Source organism: Leuconostoc carnosum (assembly GCF_014207505.1).
Classification (GTDB): Bacteria; Bacillota; Bacilli; order Lactobacillales; family Lactobacillaceae; genus Leuconostoc; species Leuconostoc carnosum.
Genome location: NZ_JACHGL010000001.1, coordinates 403,620 through 429,802 on the forward strand (window position 1 = coordinate 403,620; position 26,183 = coordinate 429,802).

Below are 26,183 nucleotides of genomic sequence, written 5' to 3' on the forward strand. Positions count from 1 at the left end.
TATTTATTTTTGTCAAATATGATTGATTTTATTGTTTATTTTTTAAAAAGATATACTTTACTTTCATATGGACGTAAAGTTTTTCCTTGGTCATCAGTATAATTACTAATCAATAATTCGTCTGCGTCTAATTGTTGATAATCACGTGTAATGGTTTTATCGGTAAAGTTACTTAAAACAAGTATTGTTTGACCTTCATAGTGACGGCGATAAGCATAAACTTGGTCATCATCAAAGTCAATTGGTTCAAACGTACCGTATCTAATTATTTCTGAATCATGACGAAGCTGAATTAGCTTTTGATAGTGATAAAATACAGAAGTTTTATCAGATAGAGATTTTTCAGCATTGATTTCGGTGTAATTATTATTTGGCGCGTACCAAGGTGTTGCTGTTGAGAAACCAGCGTTGATTTCTTCATTCCATTGCATGGGTGTTCTAGCGTTATCACGCGACATAATGGTTAAATATTTTAGCATGAGCTCTGAATCGACGATGTGTTTTTGATTGACTAGCTCATCATAGAAATTAATTGATTCAATATCTTCATATTGCTCCAACTTAGTAAAATGGCCATTGGTCATGCCTAATTCTTCACCTTCATAAATATAAGGCGTACCTTGCATCATGTGCAAGGTAGTAGCTAACATTTTTGCTGACACATCTCTAAATTCATTTGAATCGTTTCCAAAGCGGGATACTGCACGAGGTTGGTCATGATTATTCCAATAGAGACTGTTCCAACCTTTACCATCAAGACTTGTTTGCCAGCGATTTAACGACTGTTTTAATTCAACTAATTTAACAGGTTCATCATTCCATTTACCCATGCGAACATCCGGATTAGGACTTAGTGCGACATGTTCAAATTGGAAGACCATATTTAATTCATGGCTATTCAAACCAGTATATTTAATCGCATCATCGGGTGTAGCACCAGGCATCTCACCAACGGTAATGGTGTCATACTTAGATAAGACTTCATCATTCATCTGTCGTAAGAATTCATTTAAGCGATGACCATCGGCAACAAAATCCATTGTTGTGCCAGATGTTACGGGTGCAGGAACATCTGGTAAGCCTTCAGGCTTTGAGATTAAGTTGATAACATCCATACGGAAGCCGTCAACACCTTTGTTTAACCAGAAACGTTCAATATCAAACACGGCTTCGCGCACTTCTGGATTTTCCCAATTAAGATCTGGTTGGCTTTCGGCAAAAATGTGCAAATAGTACTGTTTTCGTTCAGGAACATAAGTCCAGGCTGAGCCACCGAATGCTGCTAGCCAATTGTTTGGTTCATGACCGTCAACAGGATCTCTCCAAATATAGTAATCTGCATATTGATTATCTTGACTGGTACGGCTTTCTTTAAACCATGCATGCTGATCAGATGTATGATTGACAACTAAATCCATCATAATTTTAAGATTAAGTTGGTGAGCTTGTTGCAATAATTCTTCAAAATCTTGCATCGTACCATAGTTTGGATTAATGTTTTTGTAATCCGCAATGTCATAACCATTATCTTTATTTGGTGAAACATAAATGGGATTTAACCAAATTACATCTGCACCTAAATTATGAATATATTGTAAACGTTGTTTAATACCATTCAAATCACCGATACCATCATTATTACTATCCTGAAAACTCATAGGATATATTTGATAAACTACTGAGTCCTTAAACCACTGCTTTGTCATTAGCAAATTCTCCTTTTATATTTATGAGTACAGAATAACACTTTGCGTAAACGTTTACAATGCCTACAAGTAAAGAAAGTAAACGTTTACGTAAACAGAAACTTAAAATGGCGGTGATTGTAACAAAAATCTAAGAATTTATTTAATTTTTGTGAATAAAGAGCGTTGATATATAATTAAATGAGTTACTAAATAAAAAAGGGGTTACTTATGTCGGTAACAATTAAAGATGTTGCTAAAAATGCAAATGTATCAATAGCAACTGTTTCTCGCGTGTTAGCAGGAAAAAAAGAAGCCTATTCTTCATCAACTGAAAGAAAAGTAAAAAAAGCTATTCGAGAATTAGGTTATAAAAAAAACACCGCTGCCGTAGAATTAGTGACGATGCATAGTAATGTTATTGCAGTTTTGGTACCCACACCCAAGACCAATTTTGCCATGAAAATTATTGACAGCATTCAAAAGGGTGCTGACATGAAAAACTTAAATGTCATTATTCTATTTGTTGGCGATAATGATGAAAAAATGCAGATCAAGGCGCTGAATAATGTGATTGAAAGGCCAGTTAATGGTATCCTGCTTATTTCAGTAGAATTATTTGGTGATGCTGTAAATCTGTTGAAGAACAGTGATATTCCACATGTATTTGTTTCAACAGCAATCGACAAAGAATCTCAGTTTGTCTCATCAGATGATTTTAAAATTGGGTACGAGGCGACTAAATTTTTGATTGAAAAGGGACATAAAAAAATAGGGTTATCGAGTTTAGAAAAGAACAGTTTTATTGGCAGGCAACGTGTATCTGGGTATTTGGCAGCTTTAAATGATTATCATCTGCCACATAGTAATGATTGGATTGTTGAAGGGGATTATTCGTATGAAAGTGGCTTTTCTGCTATGCAACATTACAAAGAAAATACCGATATTACAGCAGTGATTGGGGCAAGTGATTTGGTAGCCATAGGCATCATTAATGCAGCAAAGCAATTAAATATTAATGTTCCCAATCAATTGGCGGTTGTTAGTATTGACGGAACCTATTTAGTTGATATCGTGAGCCCACGTGTGACAAGTGTCACACAATCATTTTTCACAATGGGAGAGACAGCATTGAACATGCTGTTTGCTGACGAAAATGCTGTCTCTAATTATATGTATATTCCATTTAAAATAGATGAACGAGAAAGTACTTGATAAAAGTCATAAAAATTATTATATTGGGCTTTTTTTTAGAATTCAAATGATGATTAGATCATTCAATTTGTTCAAGAGGGAACGAATTATGGCGATAATTCGTAGAATACAGGTTGAAAACAGGATCACAGATCAAAAAAATCAATATGTCATATATATTTGACATAAAAGGACGTTTATTTTATACTAGTGTTAGTCATATATAAATGACATTGGAGTTCAGTATGAATCATATTAAAGAGTATCGCAAAGCAAAAAAGATGTCACAGTACGAATTGTCACAAGCAGTTGGGGTGGCTAGACAGACTATTAACTTGATTGAAAATGATAAGTATAATCCATCATTATCGCTTTGCTTAAAATTAGCTCACGTGCTTGATACTGATTTGAATGCACTTTTCTGGGAGGAAAATAATGAAAACTAAGGAAACATTTGCAACAAAAATGATAAAACGCTTTTATGGCGTTCAAGGGGTATTAGACGAATATAGGCGGCAAGAACTTTATAAGATTGGTAATACTGGGTTTATAGCAATGTTTTGCTATATGTTATTGAGTAATTGTATTGTTTTATTAATTCTTGGTCTCGATAACTATAAACATTCAGAGGACGTAATTATCTGGTATATTATGGCAAATCTATTATTTGTCGTGTTCGGCATCAGTGGATATATTATTATTACAACCAAGCGAAGACATCTAATTGAAAATGAAGTGGCAGCAAAAGATATTCAAAGCCAAAAGAAACGTTTAGTGGATATATCCATTAGACAAGGTGTATGTTTTGGCACATTGACCTTTATTTTTAATGGCATCACGTCGCCAGGTTTTAGTGAGTTGACATCATGGCACATAATGATAGTGTACGTTATTGAAGGTATTCTTTTTGGTATAACGATGTACTTTTTTCAAAGAATGAATTTAAAGACAGTAAAGTAGTTAATTATAATAGGATAAACTTATTAAATTACTTTATCGTTATAAGAAATAACATACGACCATCCTGAAGAGAGCCCAGTAGCTTGGACAGCGTAAAAAATCCGTCCAAGCTACTGGGCTTTTTTGGCATAGTTAACGATAAATGATTTAGTTTATCTATGCGATAATTTCAAGAGTAGATTTATTTTAATGAAAAAAACTAGTTTGCAATGTATGAGGGATGGTGTAAAATTAAGGTGTAATGTAAACGCTTACAATTATGAAAAAGGGGTTTCTTGCTATGGAAAATAATCATGAAAAAAAAGCTGCGCCAATATTAACGCAATTCCTGATTTTTAGCACTATTTTATTAGTAGCTAATATCTTATCAACCGGAATTTCATTAATATGGTCTGAATTTCCAGTGCCTACGCCATTAATTGGTTTGATATTGTTGTTCATGGCGCTTGTCAGTGGACTTGTTAAATTAGAACAAGTAGAAAGCCTATCAACCAATTTAATTGGTTTAATTGGGTTGTTATTTGTACCTTCTGGTATTTCACTTGCTAGTTCGCTGGATTTATTTAAACAAGAGGGCATTAAAATCATTGTGGTTGTTATTATCTCAACTGTTGTCCTTTTGTTGTCAATTGCTTACACATCACAACTAGTGGCTAAAATTAGTGATAAATTACACCATAAATCATAGGTGGAGAGGAGTAAGAATATGTTATCTTTTTTAAGCACACCGTTTTGGGGCATCTTTTTAACGATTTTCGTTTATTGGATTGGTCAACAACTGTTCAAGAAATTTCCGATTTTTATATTTCAACCTTTGCTCATTGGTATGGTACTAGGTATTTTAGTCTTGATTGGTTTATCAAGTCTATTGCATCAACCTATCGTGTCAGTATATAAACAGTATAAAATTGGTGGCGATTTGATTTTTTGGTTTTTAAGTCCAGCAACTATGGCTTTTGCAGTGCCACTATACAAACGTCGTGATTTGGTAAAACGTTATTGGTTACGAATCTTTACTTCTTTATTTGTTGGATTAAGCGTGGCGTTATTCATTATTTTTACCATTTCTCACTTGTTTGGGTTATCAAAAATCGCAACAATTGCTATGCTACCTCAGGCAGCAACAACAGCAATAGCTTTACCAATTTCTTCTGTCATTGCTGGAGGCGGTCAATTAGGTGCAACTGCTTCATCAATTACAGCGATGGCAGTCATTATCAATGCCGTTGTAATCTATGCTTTAGGAAATCAACTGGTAAAATGGTTTAGATTAGATAAAGATCCGATGGGATTAGGATTGGCATTTGGTACCGCTGGACATGCTATTGGTTCAGCAAAAGCGATAAAAATTGGTGAAGTAGAGGGTGCTATGGCGTCTATCTCAATGGTGGTTATTGGGTTAATTGTTGATCTCATTGTGCCAACATTTGCGAAATTAATGGGTCTTATGTAACTTAAATCATATTAAATGAAAATAATGAGTTGGGTTACTTGATTTTCTGTATTGGTTGAGATATAATTTTACTTACCGTTATGAAAGCGCTTTCAATAACAACGCTTTCTCATTTAGGAGGAGATATCAGATGTCAGATAAAAAAATATCAGCTGGTTTAGCGGCTTTGAAAGTCATGGAAGGATGGGGTGTCCACACAATATATGGTATTCCTTCCGGAACATTGAGTGGTTTGATGAATGCGATGGGACATCCTGAAAATAACATCAAGTTCTTACAAGTGAAACATGAAGAAGTCGCTGCTATGGCTGCTGTCATGCAATGGAAGTTTGGCGGTAAATTGGGTGTTGCCGTTGGATCTGGTGGACCTGGTGCCACGCATTTGATTAATGGTCTGTATGATGCAGCAATGGATAACACACCGGTATTGGCTATTTTAGGATCAAAGCCAGTTCGAGAGTTGAATATGGATTCGTTCCAAGAATTGAACCAGAACCCAATGTATGAAAGTATTGCTGTTTATAATCGTCGTGTGGCTACCGCAGAACAATTACCTCACTTGGTTGATGATGCCATCCGTACAGCGATTGCAAAGCGTGGTGTTGCTGTTCTTGAAGTACCTGCTGATTTTGGATTTTCAGAAATTGATGCCGATTCAATTTATTCATCACCCTTATATTCGTCAGGTTTGAAGTATAAAGAATATAAGTCAGCGCCTGTTGACGCAACAGATATCGATGAAGCTGTTGCGTTGTTGAACCAAGCAAAGCGCCCAGTCATTTATGCCGGTGTCGGCACGATGGGTCACGGTCCAGTAGTCCAAGAGCTGGCACACAAGATTAAGGCACCGATCATCACAACTGGTAAGAATTTTGAAACTTTTGAATGGGATTTCGAAGCCTTCACCGGATCGACATTCCGAGTCGGTTGGAAACCGGCGAATGAAGCTGTTCTCGAAGCAGACACTGTATTGTTCGTCGGCACAAATTTCCCATTCTCAGAGGTTGAAGGTACATTCCGTAACATTGATAAGTTCATTCAAATTGACAATAATCCAGCAATGTTAGGTAAGCGTCACCAAAATGATGTTGCTATTCTGGGTGATGCTGGTGAAGCAATAACTGAGATACTTGCTAAAGTTTCTCCAACTACGGAATCAGCATGGTGGAACGCTAACGTTAAAAACGTACAAAACTGGCGTGAATACATGAACAAGCTCGAACAAAAGACCGAAGGAGATCTGCAAGCTTATCAAGTTTACAATGCTATTAATAAGTACGCAGCGGAAGATGCTATCTTCTCAACTGATGTTGGTAACGTGACACAAATGTCAATTCGTCATTTGCACATGACACCCAAAAATATGTGGCGCACATCACCATTGTTTGCAACAATGGGTATTGGGTTGCCAGGAGGTATTGGCGCTAAGAATACTTACCCAGATCGTCAAGTTTGGAATTTAATGGGTGATGGCGCCTTTTCCATGACGTATCCAGATGTTGTCACAAATGTTCGGTATGACTTGCCTGTGATCAACGTTGTCTTCACAAATACTGAATATGGTTTCATCAAGAATAAGTACGAAGACACAAACACGTATAACTTTGGCGTTGACTTTACTGATGTGGATTATGCTAAAATTGCCGAAGCACAAGGTGCTGTTGGCTTGACAGTCAGCCGTATTGAAGATATTGATCGTGTGATGAAGGAAGCAGTCGATTACTACAACCAAGGACGTGTTGTTGTTATTGATGCAAAAATCACTAAGGATCGTCCAATACCCGTAGAAACACTGAAGTTGGATCAAAGCTTGTACAGTGAAGACGTTGTTAATGCTTATAAAGAAAGATACGAGGCACAAGAATTAGTGCCATTCCGTGAATTTCTTGAAGCTGAGGGCTTAACATCAACATATATTAAAGAAAATAGTGATAATAAGTATAGCTTTTAAAATAAAACGCAATATATTATATAAAATGTAAAAAAACGCATAGCTTCAACAGCTGTGCGTTTTATCATTTAAAATTTTCTATTTCTACTATCCAAAATCACATTAATTGTTCTGATTAAAAAGATCACTTCATCATTTGCGTGTAGTGAGTTCCCCATATTTCCATAGCTTCAATAACGTGATTTTTACCAAAAAAATCTAATACCAGCCATACAAACAATACCAACTAAAACAACTAGTATCAACGATTTTTTTAAGTATCCAATAATTAATGCTGGTACAATTGCAAAAAAATTCTCAAAATTTAATATAGGGAATATACTAGCGCTTGTTTTATCAAATAAATTATCAAAAAACAATGCAGTCATCATTGTCAAAGGTAAGTAATGCAGAAACAGCTCTAACCATTTTGGAAATTTTATAATGTTGACCAGAAAAAAAGGCAAAATACGAATAAGCAAAGTTACACCAGTAGCAAATATCAATACAGTATAAAATGGTTGACTAGTTATCATTATAAGATTCCTTTTTTAACAAAGAGATGAACAGACTTCCTAGTATGGAAGCAAATAAAACAGAGATTACTTTACTGAATACCATCATAGAAACTAATAACACAATAACAGTCATAAATATCGCCAGTATAGCGTTACGATTATTTTCATGCGGATCTTTTATAAAGGAAATTGTTGTTAAAATCCATAATCCAGCAAACATTGCAATTAATGCAAAATCCAATCCAAAATTTTGAGGGTTAGCTATCGATTTACCAAATAAGGCGAAAACAATAGAAGACAGCCACCACGTTATCCATGAAGCAATATTTAATCCATGCATCCAGTTAATACTGATACTTTTTTTTGTAACAGAATTTAATGAAAAAATACCAAATGATTCGTCTGTCACCAAACTACCCATCAAAATTTTTGAAACTAATGATTGCTTATCAAAAAAATTGGCAACTGCAAGAGATTGTAAAAACATTCTGAAATTCACTAAAAAAACCATTGATACGATACTGGTAATAGAACTGTCAGCGAGCAACATGCCGATAATAATGAATTGTGCTGAACCTGCATACAATACAGCAGATAAAAGAAAAATTTGCCAGATTGTAAATCCTTCTGATGCCGCAATAATGCCAAATGCTGCACCAATACTCAAAAATCCGAATACTGTGGGTAATGCATCTTTGACACCATCTTGAAATTGATTAATATTACGTGTATTTTTATTCATAAAAAACAACCTTTTTTTAAATTTCACAAATTCTAATTGTATCATATAAGGCAATGTTTAATGACTTGAATTAATAGTTACAAAAAAACTCTGATAGTTTTGTGTAATATTTTAAGCAGGCGGCTATGATTAAAAAACACTTGGAGTTAATAATACTTCAGAAAAGTAAGTCTTCTAAAGTATTAACAGCAGAAATAAATATTATACCAGTTAACTTATCTATTTTAAAGAAGGGCAAAGCTAAGAGATTCGCTTTGATACCTTATAAAAGATTTTCAAATTTCTAACCTAGCGACATCATTGAGTATATTGCTGAATAAGATTTTTATTTTGACTTTAAAAAATCAAATACAAATTTCTGAATTTTGTTCAAGGATGTGATAAGTTGTGGGTTTGTTCCACTTTCAAGACTATGTTTGATAAAAATGGTTGCATTAGCGGCATATAATTCTGCAAAATAACTAACTGGAATACCTTTAATTACATCGGCCTGAAGTTCTTTAAACATATAGTTAGAGAATTCATCATAGAGTAGCTCCTTGATTTTGTGTTCTAAACTGTCTTGATTTCCAATTTTTGTAATTTTAAACAATGACTCTATGTTAGCTGCATCTTGTTTAAGAAATTTTGTCATTCGTAATAATGTATTTGAGATATCTTGTTCATCTAACCGACATTGAATGTAGTTTTTCAGAATCACAATTTTGGCATTATTGATGGTCTCCAGCAAATCAAATTTGTCCGCGTAATGTCGATAAAACGTGATGCGACTAATATTAGCTGCGCTACAAATTTGATTGATAGTTAGCTTAGAGAATTTAGTAGATCCTATTAACATTAAAAATGCTTGTTGAATTTCTTGATTAGTAATCTCAAATTTATCTGTCATAACAAATAATTTTCCTTGCAATATTTGATTATAATGTAACATTTTGGCCGTGATTGTAACTCGTTTCCACCTAAATAATACGTTATCGTAATATGTAGGAAAAGGAGAATACAACATGTATCAAAAATATCATATGGATGAACAATTCAACTTCCAAATCAACAGGTTTATTGAACCTTTCTATCAAGATGAAGAAGTTCAAGCAGAAGTGTATGCTGCTTCGAGGCGTATTAACGATGTTGAAAGTTGGATTTCGGTTTGGATTGATTTAGGAAAAAAGGCTGTTCTTGCTCATCATTACGCGCTCTCATCCGCCTACTATCAATTAGCAGATTTCTTCATTGGTGAAGATCATCCAATGAAGGAAGAAACTTACCAACTATTCAAGTCAAATTATTACAAATCAATTGACGATTCTGGCATTGAATTTGACCAAATTCATTACGAAAATGGTAAAATTCCGGTGGCAATTATCCGACAAGACGGTGCCAAAAAAACTTTGGTTTTTCATGGTGGTTTTGATTCTTACTTGGAAGAATTAATTCGTTTGGTGTTAACACACTGTGTGGGTGTCTTGAAAGATTATAATTTTGTATTGTTTGAGGGACCTGGACAAGGTATGTCACTGAAATCCGGCTTGCCAATGACCTATCAGTGGGAGCTCCCCGTAAAGGCTATACTTGATTATTATAACATCGAGAAGGCTGATTTAATTGGGATGTCGTTGGGTGGTTACTTGTCAATGCGAGCAGCAGCATTTGAACCTAGAATTGAAAAGGTTATCGCGTTTGATGTGTATTACAGCATGATGGATTCATTGACCATGAAGTTGCCAGCGAAGGCTGCGTCAACGGTTCACAAAATCAATAATCCAGTCATTGCAGCACTTGTTAATCGTAAAATTTTAGCTACAACTAAAACTAACGTTGATATGGCATTCAAAATTCGTAAAGGAAATGAAGTCATGAAAACGGACAAACCCTCGAACTTAATCAAATCCATTTCAAAATTTACCATGTCTGGCATCGAGGACAAGATTACCCAAGAGGTCTTGTTGCTAGCAGGTGATCATGATATGTATGTGCCAACTAAAACGATCGACTTAGTAGCAAATTCATTGATAAATGCTAAATCTGTCACAACTTATTTATTTGACCAGTCAAGTGGTGGCGAAAGGCACTGTCAAGTTGGTAATAAGCAAATTGCTTTCGATAAAATCAGTGACTTTCTAAGTTAATTTCAATCCAAAAAATAAATAACATTCTCAATTTGTTTATATAATTAAAGAGGAAAATAAAAATGGTGAGATTTGCGTGGTTCTGCTTTTGACAATGATAATGCCGGTGATAACAAATACACAAACCTTTTTAATGCATGAATTAAACTGAACACCTTGCACAAAAAGGCTGCAGATACTTTAATGGTAATTGTCTAAAATTAACCATAGAGGATCTGCAGCTTATTTTTTGTCCTTAAAAGTGTTGGTATAGCGTTACTTTGTATAGACATGCATTATATTAATCTTGATTGGTATATCAGATTTTTTTAGACATCAATAAATCAGTTTGAGCATCATTACCTAAATTAAAAGTATGTTCACCAACAGCATGGAAACCTAGATGTTTATAAAATAATTTAGCATTTTCATTATATTCCTATACGCCGAGCCAAATTTGTTTTTTATTTAGTTCATAAGCCTTTTTGATAGCCAAACTAAACATTTGACGACCTAATCCTTTTTTTTGATGTTGCTTTTGAATATATATGCGTTCAATTTCTAGAGCATTCTCAAAATCATCCTCAGACTGGGCACTGTCGATATTTAACTTTAAGTAAGCCATTTTTTCATTATTATCATCATAAAAAATATAAAAAGAAGAATTAGTATTTTCAATCTCTTTCTTTAGCTTCTTAATTGAATAACTTTCTTTTAAATACTGATTTAAATCATTCATAGCACTTTGGCTACCATATGTATTTGTAAATGTTTCAATACTGATTTCTTGTAGCTCTTGTGCGTCAGATATTGTTAATTGCTTAATTTTCATAATTCTGATTCCTTTAGTTCTGATTACATCTAATGCTTGAAAGACATTGTAAATATTTATGCATAAAAGTAAATTTTATCATAAGAAATAGATCCATTCAATATTTTTAAAAAATAAATTTATTATGAAACACCACGTAAGAGATACAATACTTTAAAATCCAACAATGTTCATTTTGATAATCAACGTAAAACATATAATAACCACAAAAAGAGGATCTAGACTGATGTATAATGCCATTGAGTATTATTAAAAGAATAAATATAAGACAAGTCAATCAGCTTATTTCAATTCAAAAAGTATGGGAATGAAAAATATTGAAATTTATATCTTTATCAAATTGCTTGACTGCGTGGTAGCCACATAGTATAGAATAGAATTAATCAATATTGAAAGGAAAAATAATGCAAACTTATTCAGCTTCGGAGTTGGCTAGAATTTTCAAAATCACGAAATTCGCTATCAGACATTATGTGGATAAACAATTATTAATGCCACTGAAAGACGAAGCCAGTGGCTATTATATATTTTCTGAAACAGATCTTTACAAATTATATCAAGTGATCTCATTTAGGAAAATTGGCTACTCTATTAAGTCTATAAAAGAACTGTTGATACAAAATAATCATGCTAATACTTTTAAGATTGCTGAGCAAAAAATTCAGGATCAAATTGATGAGTTAATACAAATCAAGCACTCAATTCAAGACATTATTCAAGCACAAACAAATACTCAGCTTAATGAAATTTATTTTTGTGAAAAAGAAGACAGATTTCTGACAAAAATACCAGAAAACTTATTGGACAAGGGATACGTAAATTTATTGGAAGCAACTAAAACTGAGTTGGTTCAACTTGAAAATATCTATTACATTATTAACAAAAACAGTAGCTATGTATTGTGTATTGCTGGTCAATCAGACAAGTACGATTATAAGTTGTCATCAGGTACTTACGCCTGCAAAGATGTTTTAGTTAAAGATGAAAAGAGTCTTAATAGACAAATTGAAATGTTTTCAAACGACAACTTTATACAAAGTAAATTGATATCTGGAAATAGTGAGTTGTTTTGCTATGAAAACATTTTTAAATCCTTAGCTTACAACGAGGGACAAACAGATGATATATTTAAGTAACGTTCCAGAACAGTTAAGCGAATTGATATTTAATGGGTTTAAGAATAAATTCACTGCCAAACTTTTTAAAGATAGTACTGCCAAGGATATTGCTTATTTACTGGCAAAATATGTAAGTTCAAGTAAAAAGGAACAGTTGATAATAGCTCGTCAAGATGATGAAATTTGTGGATGTTTATTTTACTCTGATGATCAAGATCATTCGCTTTATGAACTGATTAAAAAAGAGTATTCTGGTTTTATGAAAATTAAAGTGTTTCTATTTTTTTTAGTACTGGAACATCGACCTGTTAAAAATGAGACATATGTTGAATTTCTGGTCGTTTCAGATCAGCATAGAAGAAGAGGGGTGGGAACGCAACTTATACAAAAATGTAAAGATATTGCAACCACAAAAAAAGTGACATTGTATGTCGCTGCAAACAACACAAGTGCGATTGATTTATATCAAAAAAATGACTTTCGTACGCAGATAGTGCAGAGTAGTATGCTTTCAGGCAAAATTATTAATAACAAAAAATGGTATTTTATGACATGGGAGAATTTAAAATGAAAATTGTAACTACTGAAACAATTAGTGATCGGAACATTACTGAAATTAAAGAAGCTATTTTTAGTGAACAGGTGCTTTCAGTTAATGTTGTTAAAGATGCAATTAGTGGTATAAAAGGTATTTTTGGAGGCAAATCGAACAGTTATTCTGAAGAATACGCTAAGGGTCGGGAACTAGCTATTAACGATTTGCAAAAGGAAGCCGAAAAAATTGGTGCTAATGCAATTGTCGGCACAGTTGTAGATTATAATCAATTCGTAAATTCAGACATTATGTTGATCATTGTTACCGCAAGTGGTACTGCTGTTTCTGTACAATGAAGTAAAATTATAATAGTAAATTAAGTAATTACTTAAAAGTTATGAAAACTAAGATTTGCTAAACTATTACCTTACTTGGATAAAGATGATTATATTTTAATTATCATACATTATGAAAAACAGACGATACACTTATTAATTTGTGTCGTCTGTTTTTGTAAATTTGATTTTAGTGTGCTAACTTATTTAAACAACCTAATGACCCGTATAATGGGTAGGACTAATGAAATATTTTTGTCGGTCAAATAATCTTCGCAAAAAAACTCTTGATTAGTTTTAGCTCAATAATTCTTCTATTATCTGTTGTTTTCAAAAACTTTTTTTTTAAGAGTGTTGCTAAGAATAAGCGTCCCAACTCACCAGATAAATGAGGAATCCTTTCTGAAAAATCAATACATGTTTTTAACTGTTGTTGTTGATTAATTGAATAGCTTAGTAGTTTGCTTAAAGTTTTCTGGCCTTGTTCTGTTAGATAATAGATATCCGTACTTTTAGCTTCGACTAGGTCCATGTCTAATAATATTTGAAAAAGATTGATCCCAATTTTCCCAGCTAGATGGTCATAACAAGTACGTGCTTGACATAATTTAAGTGCTTGTGGTCGGTGATCTAAATAAGTGTTTGCTTTCTTTCCAAAATCTGTTAATATTGATATTTTTCGAATTCTAAAGTAATATCGGCCAGCAAAGTATCGTTTATAAATTAAATTTTGGTTTTCGAGCTGCATTAACTCACGTTGACAAGGGTAGTCTTCTTGTTGGCTCAGACTGGACAACTCGTGAACAGTTAAAAATCGTTGACAACTTAAAATAGATAACAAGCTATCTTCTAACGTCACTGTAACTTCCTCCTTAATATTATTGTATCTCACTACTTTCTAAAAAATTATAGAAGCCAGGTACAATATCACTTACAACTTCTGTAGGTGTGTATAATACAAACTTACCTTTTTTCTTAGTTACAACTAATCCAGCATCTTTTAATATTTTAAGATGGTGTGAAATAGTAGAATCACTCATCATCAAAATTTGTCCTAAAGCCTGTGTAGTGTAAGCTTGATCAGATATATATTTCATGACTTTCAATCTAACAGTATCACTTAGAGCATTAAACACTATAGCAAGACGATCAGGGCTTATTTTAACCTTCAGTTTATTCAAGGCATCATAGCACAATACAATACCATATTTAAAGTGGTCAACAAACAGATGCGGCCAAATAAAGTAACTAGGTAACAATAAAACGGTATCTTGGTCTGACAAATCAATGCGTTCTTCAAAAGGTTTGACAATTATTAATTGTTGTTGCCGCCAAAAGATACGATCAACTTGTAGATGGTTGATTAAACTTACAAATCCATATTGTCTTAAGTAATTGGATTGTTTTTTAATTTCAGTTAGTAAAAAATGTTCCAGTGATTTATCCTTCCAAGTTTTATCAAAGAACTGTTTTCGATATGCTTCAATAAATCTAAATAAGTGCTGATACACTGATTTTGGATTATCCGCCAAGTCTGTTAATAGATTTTGATGATCATCTAATTGGAATCCATGCCACTCTAAACTTTTAGCTAATGTCGGAATAAATTGATTTTCACGATCTGATGCAACTTTTTTTAGAGTGGTCAAAATAACTTGCGGATCAGTTTGAATAAGATATTCTTTTAATTGTGAAACTTCTGTATCTAAATTAGCATTTAAATTTTCAAAATTATTAAATAAAACTGGTGGTACGCCTAATTCATATATTAGTGAAAAGTAATGTAAATCATTAAAAAAATTATTCGATAAATGTCGTTGCGCTGTCAATGCCCAATCTATATTCATACCATGGTGACGGGGGTTTAACAAAACATGTAAGCTCCGAAAAAGCTCATTTAAAGGAGAATAAACAAACTGAACACGCTGAATAAGCGTCTCATTATTTTGAAGCGCATAATCACCAAATTTAATATGAACTGCCATAAAATCACCTCATGATTCTAAAATTCTGAAATCGTTTGAATAACTAACAAGTATATTCTATCATTAAAAGTAGTAAACGTGTGAAGAAGGAATTGACATGAATAACAAATTAAAAAACAATCTGATTATTACCATTTCAGGTATGGGTATGCTGTTGTCTACTTTAGATACGGGTATTATTAATGTTGCCTTACCTTTTTTAGAAAAAGAATTTCAGACGTCCACAAGTTTAACTGCTCTCAGTGTTATTGGGTATACCATGAGCTTGGCGATATTTATTTTACCTTTCGGTTATTTGAGCGATCGCTATGGTAAATTAAAGATGTCGTTGTTTGGGTTAATACTGTTTGGATTAGGCTCCATTCTTTGTGGACTAGCTAATAGTATTGTATCTTTAATTATTTTTAGAATTATACAGGGTGTCGGAGCCGCTGCACTTCAAGCAACATCAGCCGCTTTAATAACGACTCTAGTAGATAAAAAAAATGTGGCTAGTGCTTTAGGTATTTTGGGAATCATGATTGGCCTCGGGCCGGTATTAGGACCTTCTATTGGCGGATTATTTTTATCTATGAATCTTTGGCGACTAATATTTTGGATAAATGTTCCTTTTGCTGGTGTTGGCTTGATTTGCAACTATATTTTGATGAAAGACATTAACGAACAAAAACATTCCGGATCATTTGATATTGTAGGTGCATTATTTTGTGCTTTCACTGTGATATCTATATTAGTTGGTTTTTCCTTATTAAGTGATCGCAATTATCTCATTCTTGGCTTTTTACTAATTATATTTGGCGTATTTGTTGCTAGAAGGCTATATGTTATCGAACTGCACAGCAAGGCACCATTAATTAGTTTTCAAATGTTAAATAAAAATCCTAAAAGCTGGCTTTATTTATTACAGACAATGATATTTGGGTTTGCATCTGCTATGATTTTCCTGTTACCGCCTTTTGTATTTGAAAAAATAATGCACCTCAATGTAGGTATAACTGGTTTATTAGTTTTAGGTGCACCAGCTGGATTAGTCATTTTTTCTAGAATATCAGGTAAGCACAATGATGGTTATAGAAATTCACAGTTTAGTTTTTGGGGATTAACCACTATTGGCATATCTTTAATCGGCTTACTAGCATTCAATAAGCAGTGGCCAGCATTATTCATGACATTTTTTCTATTTGTTTATGGTATAGGTGGGGGACTATTTCAACCAGCTAATATTGCGGCTATCATGCAAGTGGGTGAAAAAGGAAACCAAGGTAGTATGGGCTCTCTACAAAGAATGATACAAAATATTGCAATTGCTAGTGGTACAGCCATTGGTTCCACAACAATCAACCTTTTACCGGGAAATCTAGAAACCAGTATTAAAATCAATTGGGGGGTGACATTATGTCTAATAATAATCACAATTGGTTTTAGCATCATGTTTGATAGAAAAAATATTAAAAATAAAAGAACATACTAAGACACTTATTTACACTTAATAAGTGTTTTTTATTTGGAAAATGCAATAAGAAAACAACGACACAAAAAATGGGGTTAAAACCAGAACAGATTGCCGGTAACGTGGAAGATGTGGCAGTATCTTCTTCAATCATTCGAGACTGGTCAAACAGAGGCTTAATTAAGATTAGAACCCATAACTATCACCACCAAGATGGTTCACAAAAAGAACGCGAATTAGCCAAAATACAGTGCGATCGTCAACGAAAAATTGCCTGTTGACGATCTAACCTACAAAAAAGTATTAATTTGGCTACTAATTTTCGAAAATAATAAAAGAATTATCAGCATTTGAGGGTAATGAAACTGCGAAGAGTTATCTCAAAAGTATTTATGATGAAAATGAATTATCTGTAATAAATGCTAAAATTTTTAGAAATATCAAGTTTGTTTGACATTCTAGTTGGGTTAGTCAAATCTTTTTAATTGGATGCTTTTAAGGTACCTTCTTCGCTTCTCAGCAGTTGTAGTCGAAATCATGCCAAAGTTAGTCCAAGAACGTCCTTGAAATCCTAATTGCTTCAATGTTTGATTTAAAAATATTTTTTTAATGCCATTGCCATTGAAAAAGCGAATATAAAATGTAGGCGAGGAGGACGTTGTTAGTAAATAACATTTTTTTATATTCTGTAGCTCACCCTGGACACCTAATTTGGTAACCGTATGTGATAGATTTTCTCCTTCTTTCATCACTTTGTCAATAAATCCTTTTAGCATCCCTGGTACACTATTCCACCAAACGGGGGAAATGATTATGATAGTATGTGCTGTCTTTAATAGCTTTAGGTACTTTTCAACCAACGGGTCAGTTGTCTGACCGCTATGATAAAGTTTTAGTTCCTCAATAGAATAAACTGGCGAAAAATTATCGGTGTGCAAATCAATAGTCTGATATGTCAATTTGGATTGTTCAAGATTTTGTTGTACTGCATTTAATATGGCATGGTTAAAACTATGCTGGTAAGGGTGGCAATATATAATAAGTGTGTGCATGTTTTTATTTCTCCAAAAATTTGTATAGTGTATTTTTAACTAGTTCATGGTCATAATTAGTTATTTTATTTTTAATTAATGCACCATATCCTTGTATAAAAGACCATAGTTGAATAAATAATGCTTTGTTGCTTTGTTCATTTTCAGTTGGATTAACTTGTTGTATCAACTTGTTAATCGCATCTAAAAACATAAAATTTTGCGTATCAAGGTTATTAGATTGGTTCAACATAATAAATTCCATTAAATAGGGTTCATTTTTAAACAACAAACAGATCTGCTCGGCTACTTTTAATAATTCACTAGTTGGTTCAGCAGTAATATCAATGTTTAGTCGTTCTGTTAATTCTTGCGATAATAATATTGAAACCTGATAATATAGGTCCTCCTTACTATTGAAATGTTTATAAAAAGCACCAGTAGTGATACCGATTGAATTAGTCAGGGTTCTAAGAGATATTTCACGATAATCTTTTTCGCGAATCCACTGCGTAGTGGCATCCAAAATCAGAGACTTAGTATTTTTCATATGTTCCCCCTTACAATTAATTATTTAAACAACATATTCAAAAGATAACACCGTTATCTTTTCTTGTCAACTATATTTTTCTCTATGAATGATTACAAGATCTGGATGCAAGAGCCATTATAAATACAGCGTAATGAATTGAATCATAACCATGAGATCAAAAAAGCATAGTCGGATTAATTGAAAATGTAGCTACCGATTTATGCTTATTAGTGATAATAAAATTATTGATTGATTTATGATTCGTATCTGAAAGTTTAGTTACTGGAAAATTTGCGACTAAAGAACAAAGATATTGATAATTCAAGCTATTCTTTTGTGAAATTATGAAGTCATTTGAAAGGGTATCCAACATAATATGGTGAACTTAGTCAATCTCGTGCAAAACATAGCAATAACTTTTGCCAGTAGCTCTTGTAATAGTTCAATCAGTTCATAAATAAATCATTTTTTCTAAGACCTTTTTTGTTGTGAGACTGTGCATTCATGGTACAATTTATCCTATAAAGGGAAATTTCATTCTAACTATGAAATAAAAGTGAGGAAGTTAATATGTTAAAAAAATGGATAACCGCAGCATTGCTAATTACCATAAGCTTATTACTGATTATAATTGCATATTTACTTTATAGTGGCCAGCAGAACGACAGTAACTCGGCCCCAAGCTCTTCCTCTTCACTAGCTCAATCTACTTCCTCTTCTAATAGTTCAAGTAGCAGTGAGACAGACGGTAATTTGCTCAGCTTGGACAAAATTAAGAGTATTTTTTATCAAAGATACAATGGTACATCTATTACATCAATTGAATATGAGAAGACTTTATTTTCGAAGTATTATGAAATAACGGGTGTAGATGACGATACTGAATACACTTTGAAAATTAATGCTGACACGGGAAAAGTGATTAGTCATAACAAAGAAACACTGGATACTGACGAAGCAAATGGCGTTGAGAAACAACAAAAAGCAATTAACTTTGATGAAATCATTTCATTAAAAGATGCCATATCTAAGGCTGAAAACTCCGCAGGAGACAGTTCAGTTGAGGGGTGGTCACTAGATAAAGAAGATGGGACTACACAATGGGAAATAGCCTTAAAAGCTAGCAATGGTAATGTCTCTATCAAGATTGATGCTAAAAGTGGTCAGGTTTTAGATCAAGAAACTGACGATTAAACAAGAACAAAAATACAGTGTTCTTGCTATAAAAGTTAATCTAATCAATTAACACTGTTGCTAGAGCGAAACAACATATCAAGATAAACCATCTGGGTTGCTTATAAAAATTATAATAACTAAAACATTACCAGTCATTGTCTTCATCGTGACTGGTTTTTTATTGATTCATAAAATTGAAAGACAGTTGTACCAAGTAAAGCGACAATTACGTGAAGCTACTGATTAACAAACATTTTTTTGATGGTCAAAATTAAAGTGCTATTGTAATTACCGAAAAGTTTCTGCATACTTACGAAACAAGATATCGACTAAAATAATTTTGAACTTAAAAAAACAAAATTCAGATCTCCTACTGTACATTACGTAAAATATAAATATTTCACTAACTACAATTTAAATACATTCCGATCAGAAAATCGTTGCTCTTTTGCATTGAATACAAACCATGAAAATTTTTAAATTAACCATAATTAAGCAATATAAGATTACTCAAAATTAACTTTCACACTTGTTTCTTTGTCAGTAGACTTGAAAAGTGTGGTGTAATAGTCCTTGGCTGAATCTTGAATCATGTCTTTGTATATTTTTAAGTAATGCTTCTGTTTACTACTTGAAAGTGCTTGAGAAACAAGTTGTCCCGTATCTACGGTTTTTGTTGAAGCACTCAAAATATTGCCACTGTCATCATACATTTGGTAAGGATTATTCTTATCTAATTCAACACCAATAACGTCAAATTTAGGTACTGTAATATCAACTTGATTCTTATCATTATATTTAATCTTAACAGGCTTTTTTATCCCTAACTTAGCGTCATAGTTTAAAATAATTATCGCTTTTTTCTCTGTTAGTGGTACCCCTATGTGAGTCCATGGTATTTTAAGATTATTTTGTCTTGTTTCGATATCTTGTATACCGACATTCAAAAAAACATGTTCATCAACTTTTTCAAGATTTTTAACCATTGTAGCTGTAGTTGACTGACTGGTTTGTATCCCGGCATCTTGATTATTGAAAAGACTATTTAATTTAAAACCAGCAATCAGACCGACAATTAAAATCACTACTAACAAGACCAGGATAAGCCATGTTTTAATTCTGCTACTTTTTCGCCTAAACTTCATTATAGTCACACTCACTGTATGTATTATTTTTTGCTAACGAATTTCATGAATAATCCAAAAATTACCAATCCAACGAAAGCTAGGGTAGGATTTAAAAATAGTAAACCAAACAATACCAACACTGAAATAATAGTTATCGTTTTTTTCATCTCACACTCCAGTAAATTCTCTAAATTAAACATTACTATATCATATTATACAACCTCACGAAAAATAATAATTAGGTTTTTTCCATCTACTCATCATCTTCGTATTGGCGCTTCAATATGCTGATTTCGGGTTTCAACTTCTCATTGGCAATTGTCAACGAGAAAAGACGAAGGTGGGTAGTTGATTACCAAAAATTTGATAATAATGATCAAGATCACCACTGCCAAATGCCTCTATATAATAATGTAATCCAGGATTGCCACCGATATCTTCGATTAATCCATAGCCAGATCCTCCAATGAGTGTAGGAATGTCATGCAATAATATTTCTTTTGTTTCTATTGATTCAACGTTTAAAGAAATTTTCCAATTATCTCCGAAGTCATACTGAAATGCAAATTGATTGTTGAGATTTGAAGGCGAAAAAAATTGGCTCAAATTTGTTTCCATTACACTATATTGCTTACCGGTCTCTACGAATTCTGGTAAATCCATTGCTGGTAATAAATAATAGTAAGATTGCTGATGATTAAAAATTTCAAAACTTTTTTGGAAACCAAATAGGTGGGCTCCTTCTAATCCGAAAGCAGAAATTAAGGTATATCCCAGATATGCTAGTGAACGTTCCGCATTAATCAAAATCGTTCGATTAATTACAGGTTTGAAATGAACGATAGGTTAGCCTACGATGACCCAATTAAAGCGAGTTATGACACGGCAATGTCTAATGTGAATGAGGTTGCAATGTTGGGACGTGAACTTGGGTGTTTATCTTGATTGGTAGCAGAGACCTGATGCGGGTTCTTTGCCAATGGCAGTACGTAACCAATTGAATATGCGTGTTAACATGGGTGTGCCAACACCAAAAATTGAAAAAATGGTGTTCCCTGATAATGAGAAGCAGTTGCGCCCTTTGTCATCTAGTTTGAAAGGGTGGGGCTTTATTAAGATGAGGGACAGTCAAGTACGGTCGTTCTTTGCACCAGAAGTACTAAAAGACTTTAACTTACATGAATATATGCGTGAAAATATAGTAAGTAGAGAAAAAAGTAATTAATATTTTTTCAAAAATAAAAAGTCGTAACTGATCACGACTTTTGATATTTTTAATTTAAATTCTTGCTTTTCCCCACCAATTTGGCATTAATTCATTTAAAGTAATAGTTTTCCGCATGTTGTAATCAACCATTATCTCTGTGTCAGCGTTTTCAACATTTAATTGCATCAAAAATTCTCGACAAGCACCACATGGCATTCCACCAACATCAGAAGGTGATTCGTCCCGAAAAGCTATGATGCGTTTAATTTTTGTTTGTTTACTTTGCTGATACATGTTAAACGCAGCAGCACGTTCAGCGCAAAGATGAAAAACTCCGCATGTCGCTTCAAAACAATATCCTGTAAATACTTGTCCGTCTTCAGCTTCCAAGGCGCATACAACATGTTCAGCGTATACAAAAGGTGAAACTTCATGTGGATTGTAAAGTACTTTAGCTTCATTATACAGTTTTTTCCAAATATCCATTAAAAGTCTCCTCTAAATTAGTTAAATAAAATAATATTAATTCTGAACTATTTTTTAATATATTATCTAGTGTTAAAGTGTGAAAAAGATCTTATCAATATAATTTAAATAGTTCATAGTAATAAAATGAGTATACCATAAGAATAATTTAGAATTGATATAAAAATAATTTGTTTGTGAAATTTGAAAAGTGACGTGATGAAATAGGCGTTTTAAAGACTTTGTGAAAGGTTTTGAAAATGACCTATTTTTTAGTGCTTATAAACGTTGATATAGCGCTACTTTTTATATCAGAACTTATGTAAACCTTGATTGGTCTAGCTCAAATAAATACAAAAGGACTCTAAAATTTAAAGTCCTTTTTGCATTTTTATATCTGTAATATTGTAACCACTTTTTTGATATACATGAATGGCACGTTCGTTGCTACCAAAAACATGTAAGCCAATAGTACTAAATCCCATTTTTTTAGCTTCATTTTCAGCTAGTTTAATAGCTTTTGATCCAAAACCATTGTTTTGGTGTTGATCATAAATTTCAAAATCAAAGATAAAGGCATTTAATTCATTTTCATTATCAGTGCCGAACCAAATATAACCTATTATATTAGCGTTCTCATAAATCGAATAAAAATAGTTGCCAGATGTTTCTAGACCATTTGGTAATAAACGATTGTATGTCTGTTCCGCGTTTTCTAGAGCATTACCTTTTTGCCAAGTACCATCTTCAATTTTTTCTTTTGCATATTCGTTTACTGCAAATGATATATATTTCTGAAACTCATTAAATGCCATTGGTATAAGTTTTGTCATTGCATATTTCCTTAGTAAGTTATTTATTTGCCAAGTATAGCATATTTTTAAAAATAGAAAGGAACCAAAAATATGAAGTATCATGCAAGAAGTCCAAGCCTTAGTATCCGTGTTTGGTTTTTTTATTAATTTGTATTTGTCGTTTAAGAAAGAAAAGAGGAAAATATGGCTTTTGACGTTAAAAAAGTACAATCATTGTCGGAACAATCGATTGCTGATTTAAAGACAATTGAAAAACTAGGAGATTTGGAACATCTCTCACAACTAAGTGATGAATTAAAACGAGTGCTTGCTGATGGCAATTTAGAAGAAATTAGTCCGATGTTACCACCATACATTACAGAAATTCGGAAAAATATTGGCTTCTTATTGGGCAACTATAAGTCGATTCGCACGCATGCGATTAATCGTGATAAAGAGTTAAATTCGCTTATGGATCAACTCTCACGGATCAAGTAAATAGGTAACGCAAACAAGTTGATGGTCTAATGTCTAGATAGTCAACTTGTTTTTTGTACATAGTGCTGGCTTGAGCCGAGTGGTTCGACCGACCGGGAGAGCCAGTGCCACGCCCTGCCCTTAGCGAAGCGTAAGAGGGCAGGGTGCGTGGTCGCGGTTAAACACGAATGACCATGAGTGTCAGCGACTGGCACGCACTCAGCTCAAGCAACCACAAAAAAGTCTTTAACCCCCAGTTACTAACAGGGGGGTTAAACCAGTAAAAACGCTGAAAGCGTCAACCCAATATGGGGAACAAACACCGAGATGAAGCGATTTAGATAAAAAAACAAAAATGTCCCTCTGAAAGTACCAAATGGGACATTTTGAGAAAGAAAACCTAACATGATAACGATTAACCATGAACCAAAAGCGTACACCCCTATTTTTCTAGGAACAACCCAACATAGCTTGCGATTATCGTTGGAAATTCTTATCATGGTCGGTATGAAATTAAATGATGAAATGATTGGGACTTATAACGTAACCGTTTCGGCTATTGCGTTAGGACAATTGCCTAACATCGGTAGCAAGATTGCAATTGATGAAATTACTGGCAGTGAGCTATCGGGTTTTAAAGCAAAAATTAGAAAATCTGATAAACAATTACAAAACACTGTTTCAACTGAATTAGAAAGTTTAATTGATTTAAAGAATGTTGGTCGATATCAACTGTTGAAAGGACAAAATACTATGACACAAGCATTAAATGTACCAGAATTATCAAAAAATAATTTAATATTGCTACGCCAACTACTTGGGGTCACACAACAGGAATTAGCTACTGCAATGGGTATTAACAGAAAAACAGTTAATCGTTTTGAGACAGGTGAACAGAAAATATCAGACAAATTTATTAACAAACTAATCACGGTCTATCCACGGCTAGCTGAAGCTATTGAGGTGCAATTTGATTGGGTTTCTTTGACATTCCCAGATTTAACGTCAAAGCAAGTTATCAATGATGTACTAAGCATTCAACCTGATTTATTTTTAGAACGTCCAACATCACAAAACTTTTATACGCGTGAAATGGCGTTTGCTGGCGAAAAGAATATCTATATACAAGACTTTGCACCAATTAAAAACCCTGAAACGCAAATAGTTGAGCAGAAATTTGGCACAACGCTGTATTTAACTGGTAAGGGGACACGATTATTTGAAAAGGCGCTACTGGAACAGAATATGACCTGGCATGATTTTTTTGAAAAAGCGAGACAATATCGAGGGCATCTCACTCGTTTAGATATTGCCATTAATGATAAGTGGGGTCTGCTGGATATGAATGAATTGGTCAAGGCGGTACAAGAAAAACGATTTTGGAGTAAATCAAAGTCTTATGCCGTTCATGGCAACGTTGATGATGGCTGGACAGTTAACTTTGGTAAGTCGCCGTTTGTTATCCGTGCTTACGACAAACACAAGGAACAAGCCAGTAAAGGCTTTGACACGGACGTACAAAACCGTGTGGAACTAGAACTGCATCAAGATAAAGCAGAATATGTGATTGATGGGTGGTTCGATCAGGAAAACAATAAAACATTAACTGAGATCACCTTTGATATTTTGTATACGCATCTTTGGTTTACTGATAAACCTATTGAGGAAAAGCTACTAAAAACTGATAAAGTCCGTGATACGATTGAAAATTCAGTTGAACCGATGCCTGCGTGGTCATTACTAACCGCTTTAGGTCATAAAATGAAATTTATTCGTCAACCCAAAGAACAGAGTGTAGAGCGTATTGAAAAATGGGTTTTAGATTCAGTGGTGCCTAGTCTAACAGTCTTAAAGAAAACTGGTCATTGGGCAGAAGTGATTGAGGCTATGAATAGTGCTGAATTATCCGCTGAACAACAAAAATTGATTAAGTCCACCATGATGAATGCGATTACACAAGCAAGTAAGCATTTAAATATTAATTTTGAGAAACCTAAAAAACGTTATCAAGAAATTTAAAAGGAGAATATCATGACACAAAAAATATGGTTAAATCCAGACCAACTAGAAAATTATATTTCTCAACTACAAGGTTTCAGAAACACTTATCAATCATTATTAACTGTTTTAGCATCTGATCGTCAAAATTTCAAGTTCAAGCCTGGCGCACCAAACTTTCAAAACACACTCCAGATGTCAATGAAGTTACATCATGACATCAGGACTGTACAATCCCAGACCTTTGGTGATGTCCTGATTTTTGGTAAAGAGTTGGATAAACAAATACAAAATCTCGTTGAAACAAGCATTGCCTTAACCTTTGAATACCGTGACTTAACCAACTTACTAAATGGTCATGATGTGAATAGTGAAAGTGGCATCAATCTGATTGAAGCCCAACTAAAACAAGCGAAAAAACAGCTTGCTGAAGCCTCACGATAAGTAATATAAGGCTATAAATTTTTAAAACGTTTATAACACTAAGATAATAAACGTTTGTTACGCTGAAATTGTATATCATTGAGCAAAAGA

At 33.4% G+C, this 26,183-nt stretch carries 28 protein-coding genes and 2 pseudogenes; 17 read left to right on the plus strand and 13 right to left on the minus strand.

Going from position 1 to position 26,183, the window contains the following annotated elements; all coding sequences use genetic code 11:
* Positions 1 to 35 precede the first annotated feature (35 nt).
* Positions 36 to 1,706 (minus strand): glycoside hydrolase family 13 protein, encoded by a 1,671-nt coding sequence (locus tag HNQ98_RS01860; RefSeq protein ID WP_135198140.1) that lies wholly within the window; start codon positions 1,704 to 1,706, stop codon positions 36 to 38.
* A gap of 210 nt (positions 1,707 to 1,916) precedes the next feature.
* On the opposite strand from HNQ98_RS01860, the gene HNQ98_RS01865 reads away from it, so the two are divergent.
* From HNQ98_RS01865 to spxB, 6 genes are all read left to right on the plus strand, one after another.
* On the plus strand, positions 1,917 to 2,900 hold the full coding sequence (locus HNQ98_RS01865) for a LacI family DNA-binding transcriptional regulator (protein ID WP_135198139.1): 984 nt from the start codon (positions 1,917 to 1,919) through the stop codon (positions 2,898 to 2,900).
* Between the two features lie 224 nt (positions 2,901 to 3,124).
* Complete coding sequence (locus HNQ98_RS01870; protein WP_019040053.1) at positions 3,125 to 3,325, plus strand: helix-turn-helix transcriptional regulator; 201 nt, start codon at positions 3,125 to 3,127, stop codon at positions 3,323 to 3,325.
* A complete protein-coding gene (locus tag HNQ98_RS01875) occupies positions 3,315 to 3,839 on the plus strand; it encodes a DUF3278 domain-containing protein (protein ID WP_019040054.1) in 525 nt (174 codons plus the stop codon). The genes HNQ98_RS01870 and HNQ98_RS01875 overlap by 11 nt, the downstream gene beginning before the upstream one ends.
* Positions 3,840 to 4,119: 280 nt before the next feature.
* Positions 4,120 to 4,527, plus strand: a complete 408-nt coding sequence (locus HNQ98_RS01880) for a CidA/LrgA family protein (RefSeq protein ID WP_014974330.1) — start codon at positions 4,120 to 4,122, stop codon at positions 4,525 to 4,527.
* Positions 4,528 to 4,545: 18 nt separating this feature from the next.
* Positions 4,546 to 5,292 carry an LrgB family protein gene (locus HNQ98_RS01885; RefSeq protein ID WP_014974329.1) on the plus strand — a complete coding sequence of 249 codons (747 nt, stop codon included), beginning with the start codon at positions 4,546 to 4,548 and terminating at the stop codon, positions 5,290 to 5,292.
* Between the two features lie 130 nt (positions 5,293 to 5,422).
* A complete protein-coding gene (gene spxB, locus HNQ98_RS01890; protein ID WP_135198138.1) occupies positions 5,423 to 7,243 on the plus strand; it encodes a pyruvate oxidase in 1,821 nt (606 codons plus the stop codon).
* A 185-nt stretch (positions 7,244 to 7,428) separates the two neighbouring features.
* Here the strand turns inward: spxB and HNQ98_RS01895 are convergent, their stop codons facing one another.
* The 3 genes from HNQ98_RS01895 to HNQ98_RS01905 all read right to left on the minus strand — a co-directional run bounded on the left by HNQ98_RS01895 (position 7,429) and on the right by HNQ98_RS01905 (position 9,371).
* A complete protein-coding gene (locus HNQ98_RS01895) occupies positions 7,429 to 7,758 on the minus strand; it encodes a branched-chain amino acid transport AzlD family protein (protein WP_019040175.1) in 330 nt (109 codons plus the stop codon).
* Entirely contained in the window at positions 7,748 to 8,482 is a 735-nt protein-coding gene (locus HNQ98_RS01900; RefSeq protein WP_184284896.1) for an AzlC family ABC transporter permease, read from the minus strand. The genes HNQ98_RS01895 and HNQ98_RS01900 overlap by 11 nt, the downstream gene beginning before the upstream one ends.
* Positions 8,483 to 8,807: 325 nt before the next feature.
* Positions 8,808 to 9,371 carry a TetR/AcrR family transcriptional regulator gene (locus HNQ98_RS01905; RefSeq protein WP_223823406.1) on the minus strand — a complete coding sequence of 188 codons (564 nt, stop codon included), beginning with the start codon at positions 9,369 to 9,371 and terminating at the stop codon, positions 8,808 to 8,810.
* A 115-nt stretch (positions 9,372 to 9,486) separates the two neighbouring features.
* Here HNQ98_RS01905 and HNQ98_RS01910 point away from each other — a divergent pair, with 115 nt between their 5' ends.
* A complete protein-coding gene (locus HNQ98_RS01910; RefSeq protein WP_135198135.1) occupies positions 9,487 to 10,608 on the plus strand; it encodes an alpha/beta fold hydrolase in 1,122 nt (373 codons plus the stop codon).
* Between the two features lie 418 nt (positions 10,609 to 11,026).
* Here HNQ98_RS01910 and HNQ98_RS01915 read toward each other — a convergent pair whose 3' ends face one another.
* Positions 11,027 to 11,419, minus strand: a complete 393-nt coding sequence (locus HNQ98_RS01915) for a GNAT family N-acetyltransferase (RefSeq protein WP_223823405.1) — start codon at positions 11,417 to 11,419, stop codon at positions 11,027 to 11,029.
* Positions 11,420 to 11,823: 404 nt separating this feature from the next.
* Here HNQ98_RS01915 and HNQ98_RS01920 point away from each other — a divergent pair, with 404 nt between their 5' ends.
* The 3 genes from HNQ98_RS01920 to HNQ98_RS01930 are packed head-to-tail and all read left to right on the plus strand — an operon-like array spanning position 11,824 to position 13,428.
* Entirely contained in the window at positions 11,824 to 12,555 is a 732-nt protein-coding gene (locus tag HNQ98_RS01920) for a MerR family transcriptional regulator (protein WP_135198134.1), read from the plus strand.
* Positions 12,539 to 13,108, plus strand: coding sequence for a GNAT family N-acetyltransferase (locus HNQ98_RS01925; RefSeq protein WP_135198133.1), 570 nt, complete (start codon positions 12,539 to 12,541; stop codon positions 13,106 to 13,108). The genes HNQ98_RS01920 and HNQ98_RS01925 overlap by 17 nt, the downstream gene beginning before the upstream one ends.
* A complete protein-coding gene (locus HNQ98_RS01930; RefSeq protein ID WP_014974319.1) occupies positions 13,105 to 13,428 on the plus strand; it encodes a YbjQ family protein in 324 nt (107 codons plus the stop codon). The genes HNQ98_RS01925 and HNQ98_RS01930 overlap by 4 nt, the downstream gene beginning before the upstream one ends.
* Positions 13,429 to 13,669: 241 nt before the next feature.
* On the opposite strand, the gene HNQ98_RS01935 is transcribed toward HNQ98_RS01930, so the two are convergent.
* Both HNQ98_RS01935 and HNQ98_RS01940 read right to left on the minus strand, forming a co-directional pair.
* Positions 13,670 to 14,266, minus strand: a complete 597-nt coding sequence (locus HNQ98_RS01935) for a transcriptional regulator (RefSeq protein ID WP_135198132.1) — start codon at positions 14,264 to 14,266, stop codon at positions 13,670 to 13,672.
* A gap of 19 nt (positions 14,267 to 14,285) precedes the next feature.
* Positions 14,286 to 15,392 carry an ArsR/SmtB family transcription factor gene (locus HNQ98_RS01940; RefSeq protein WP_135198131.1) on the minus strand — a complete coding sequence of 369 codons (1,107 nt, stop codon included), beginning with the start codon at positions 15,390 to 15,392 and terminating at the stop codon, positions 14,286 to 14,288.
* Positions 15,393 to 15,489: 97 nt separating this feature from the next.
* Here HNQ98_RS01940 and HNQ98_RS01945 point away from each other — a divergent pair, with 97 nt between their 5' ends.
* Together HNQ98_RS01945 and HNQ98_RS09385 are read left to right on the plus strand one after the other, a co-directional pair.
* Positions 15,490 to 16,863, plus strand: coding sequence for an MFS transporter (locus tag HNQ98_RS01945; protein WP_150259489.1), 1,374 nt, complete (start codon positions 15,490 to 15,492; stop codon positions 16,861 to 16,863).
* Between the two features lie 80 nt (positions 16,864 to 16,943).
* Positions 16,944 to 17,120: pseudogene (locus HNQ98_RS09385) on the plus strand (IS30 family transposase); the annotation flags it as partial.
* A 189-nt stretch (positions 17,121 to 17,309) separates the two neighbouring features.
* On the opposite strand, the gene HNQ98_RS01955 reads toward HNQ98_RS09385, so the two are convergent.
* Complete coding sequence (locus tag HNQ98_RS01955; protein ID WP_150259486.1) at positions 17,310 to 17,894, minus strand: NAD(P)H-dependent oxidoreductase; 585 nt, start codon at positions 17,892 to 17,894, stop codon at positions 17,310 to 17,312.
* A gap of 4 nt (positions 17,895 to 17,898) precedes the next feature.
* Positions 17,899 to 18,423 carry a TetR/AcrR family transcriptional regulator gene (locus HNQ98_RS01960; protein ID WP_150259484.1) on the minus strand — a complete coding sequence of 175 codons (525 nt, stop codon included), beginning with the start codon at positions 18,421 to 18,423 and terminating at the stop codon, positions 17,899 to 17,901.
* Between the two features lie 552 nt (positions 18,424 to 18,975).
* On the opposite strand from HNQ98_RS01960, the gene HNQ98_RS01965 reads away from it, so the two are divergent.
* Positions 18,976 to 19,599 carry a PepSY domain-containing protein gene (locus HNQ98_RS01965; protein WP_150259482.1) on the plus strand — a complete coding sequence of 208 codons (624 nt, stop codon included), beginning with the start codon at positions 18,976 to 18,978 and terminating at the stop codon, positions 19,597 to 19,599.
* A gap of 488 nt (positions 19,600 to 20,087) precedes the next feature.
* Here the strand turns inward: HNQ98_RS01965 and HNQ98_RS01970 are convergent, their stop codons facing one another.
* Both HNQ98_RS01970 and HNQ98_RS01975 read right to left on the minus strand, forming a co-directional pair.
* The gene (locus HNQ98_RS01970) at positions 20,088 to 20,726 is read right to left on the minus strand and encodes a DUF4230 domain-containing protein (protein ID WP_150259480.1); all 639 of its coding nucleotides are present in this window, start codon (positions 20,724 to 20,726) and stop codon (positions 20,088 to 20,090) included.
* 303 nt (positions 20,727 to 21,029) lie between these two features.
* Positions 21,030 to 21,515 (minus strand): IS1096 element passenger TnpR family protein, encoded by a 486-nt coding sequence (locus HNQ98_RS01975; RefSeq protein WP_259655116.1) that lies wholly within the window; start codon positions 21,513 to 21,515, stop codon positions 21,030 to 21,032.
* Between the two features lie 24 nt (positions 21,516 to 21,539).
* Here HNQ98_RS01975 and HNQ98_RS01980 point away from each other — a divergent pair.
* Positions 21,540 to 21,933, plus strand: a pseudogene (locus HNQ98_RS01980) (cell division protein FtsK); the annotation flags it as partial.
* A gap of 54 nt (positions 21,934 to 21,987) precedes the next feature.
* Here the strand turns inward: HNQ98_RS01980 and HNQ98_RS01985 are convergent.
* Both HNQ98_RS01985 and HNQ98_RS01990 read right to left on the minus strand, forming a co-directional pair.
* Positions 21,988 to 22,401 (minus strand): cytidine deaminase family protein, encoded by a 414-nt coding sequence (locus tag HNQ98_RS01985; RefSeq protein WP_150259478.1) that lies wholly within the window; start codon positions 22,399 to 22,401, stop codon positions 21,988 to 21,990.
* 350 nt (positions 22,402 to 22,751) lie between these two features.
* Positions 22,752 to 23,213 (minus strand): GNAT family N-acetyltransferase, encoded by a 462-nt coding sequence (locus tag HNQ98_RS01990; RefSeq protein WP_150259476.1) that lies wholly within the window; start codon positions 23,211 to 23,213, stop codon positions 22,752 to 22,754.
* Positions 23,214 to 23,378: 165 nt separating this feature from the next.
* On the opposite strand from HNQ98_RS01990, the gene HNQ98_RS01995 reads away from it, so the two are divergent.
* From HNQ98_RS01995 to HNQ98_RS02005, 3 genes are all read left to right on the plus strand, one after another.
* On the plus strand, positions 23,379 to 23,672 hold the full coding sequence (locus HNQ98_RS01995; protein WP_150259474.1) for a hypothetical protein: 294 nt from the start codon (positions 23,379 to 23,381) through the stop codon (positions 23,670 to 23,672).
* Positions 23,673 to 24,056: 384 nt separating this feature from the next.
* On the plus strand, positions 24,057 to 25,670 hold the full coding sequence (locus HNQ98_RS02000) for a replication initiation factor domain-containing protein (RefSeq protein ID WP_150259472.1): 1,614 nt from the start codon (positions 24,057 to 24,059) through the stop codon (positions 25,668 to 25,670).
* Positions 25,671 to 25,682: 12 nt separating this feature from the next.
* Entirely contained in the window at positions 25,683 to 26,093 is a 411-nt protein-coding gene (locus HNQ98_RS02005) for a hypothetical protein (RefSeq protein ID WP_150260692.1), read from the plus strand.
* The last annotated feature ends 90 nt before the right edge of the window (positions 26,094 to 26,183 follow it).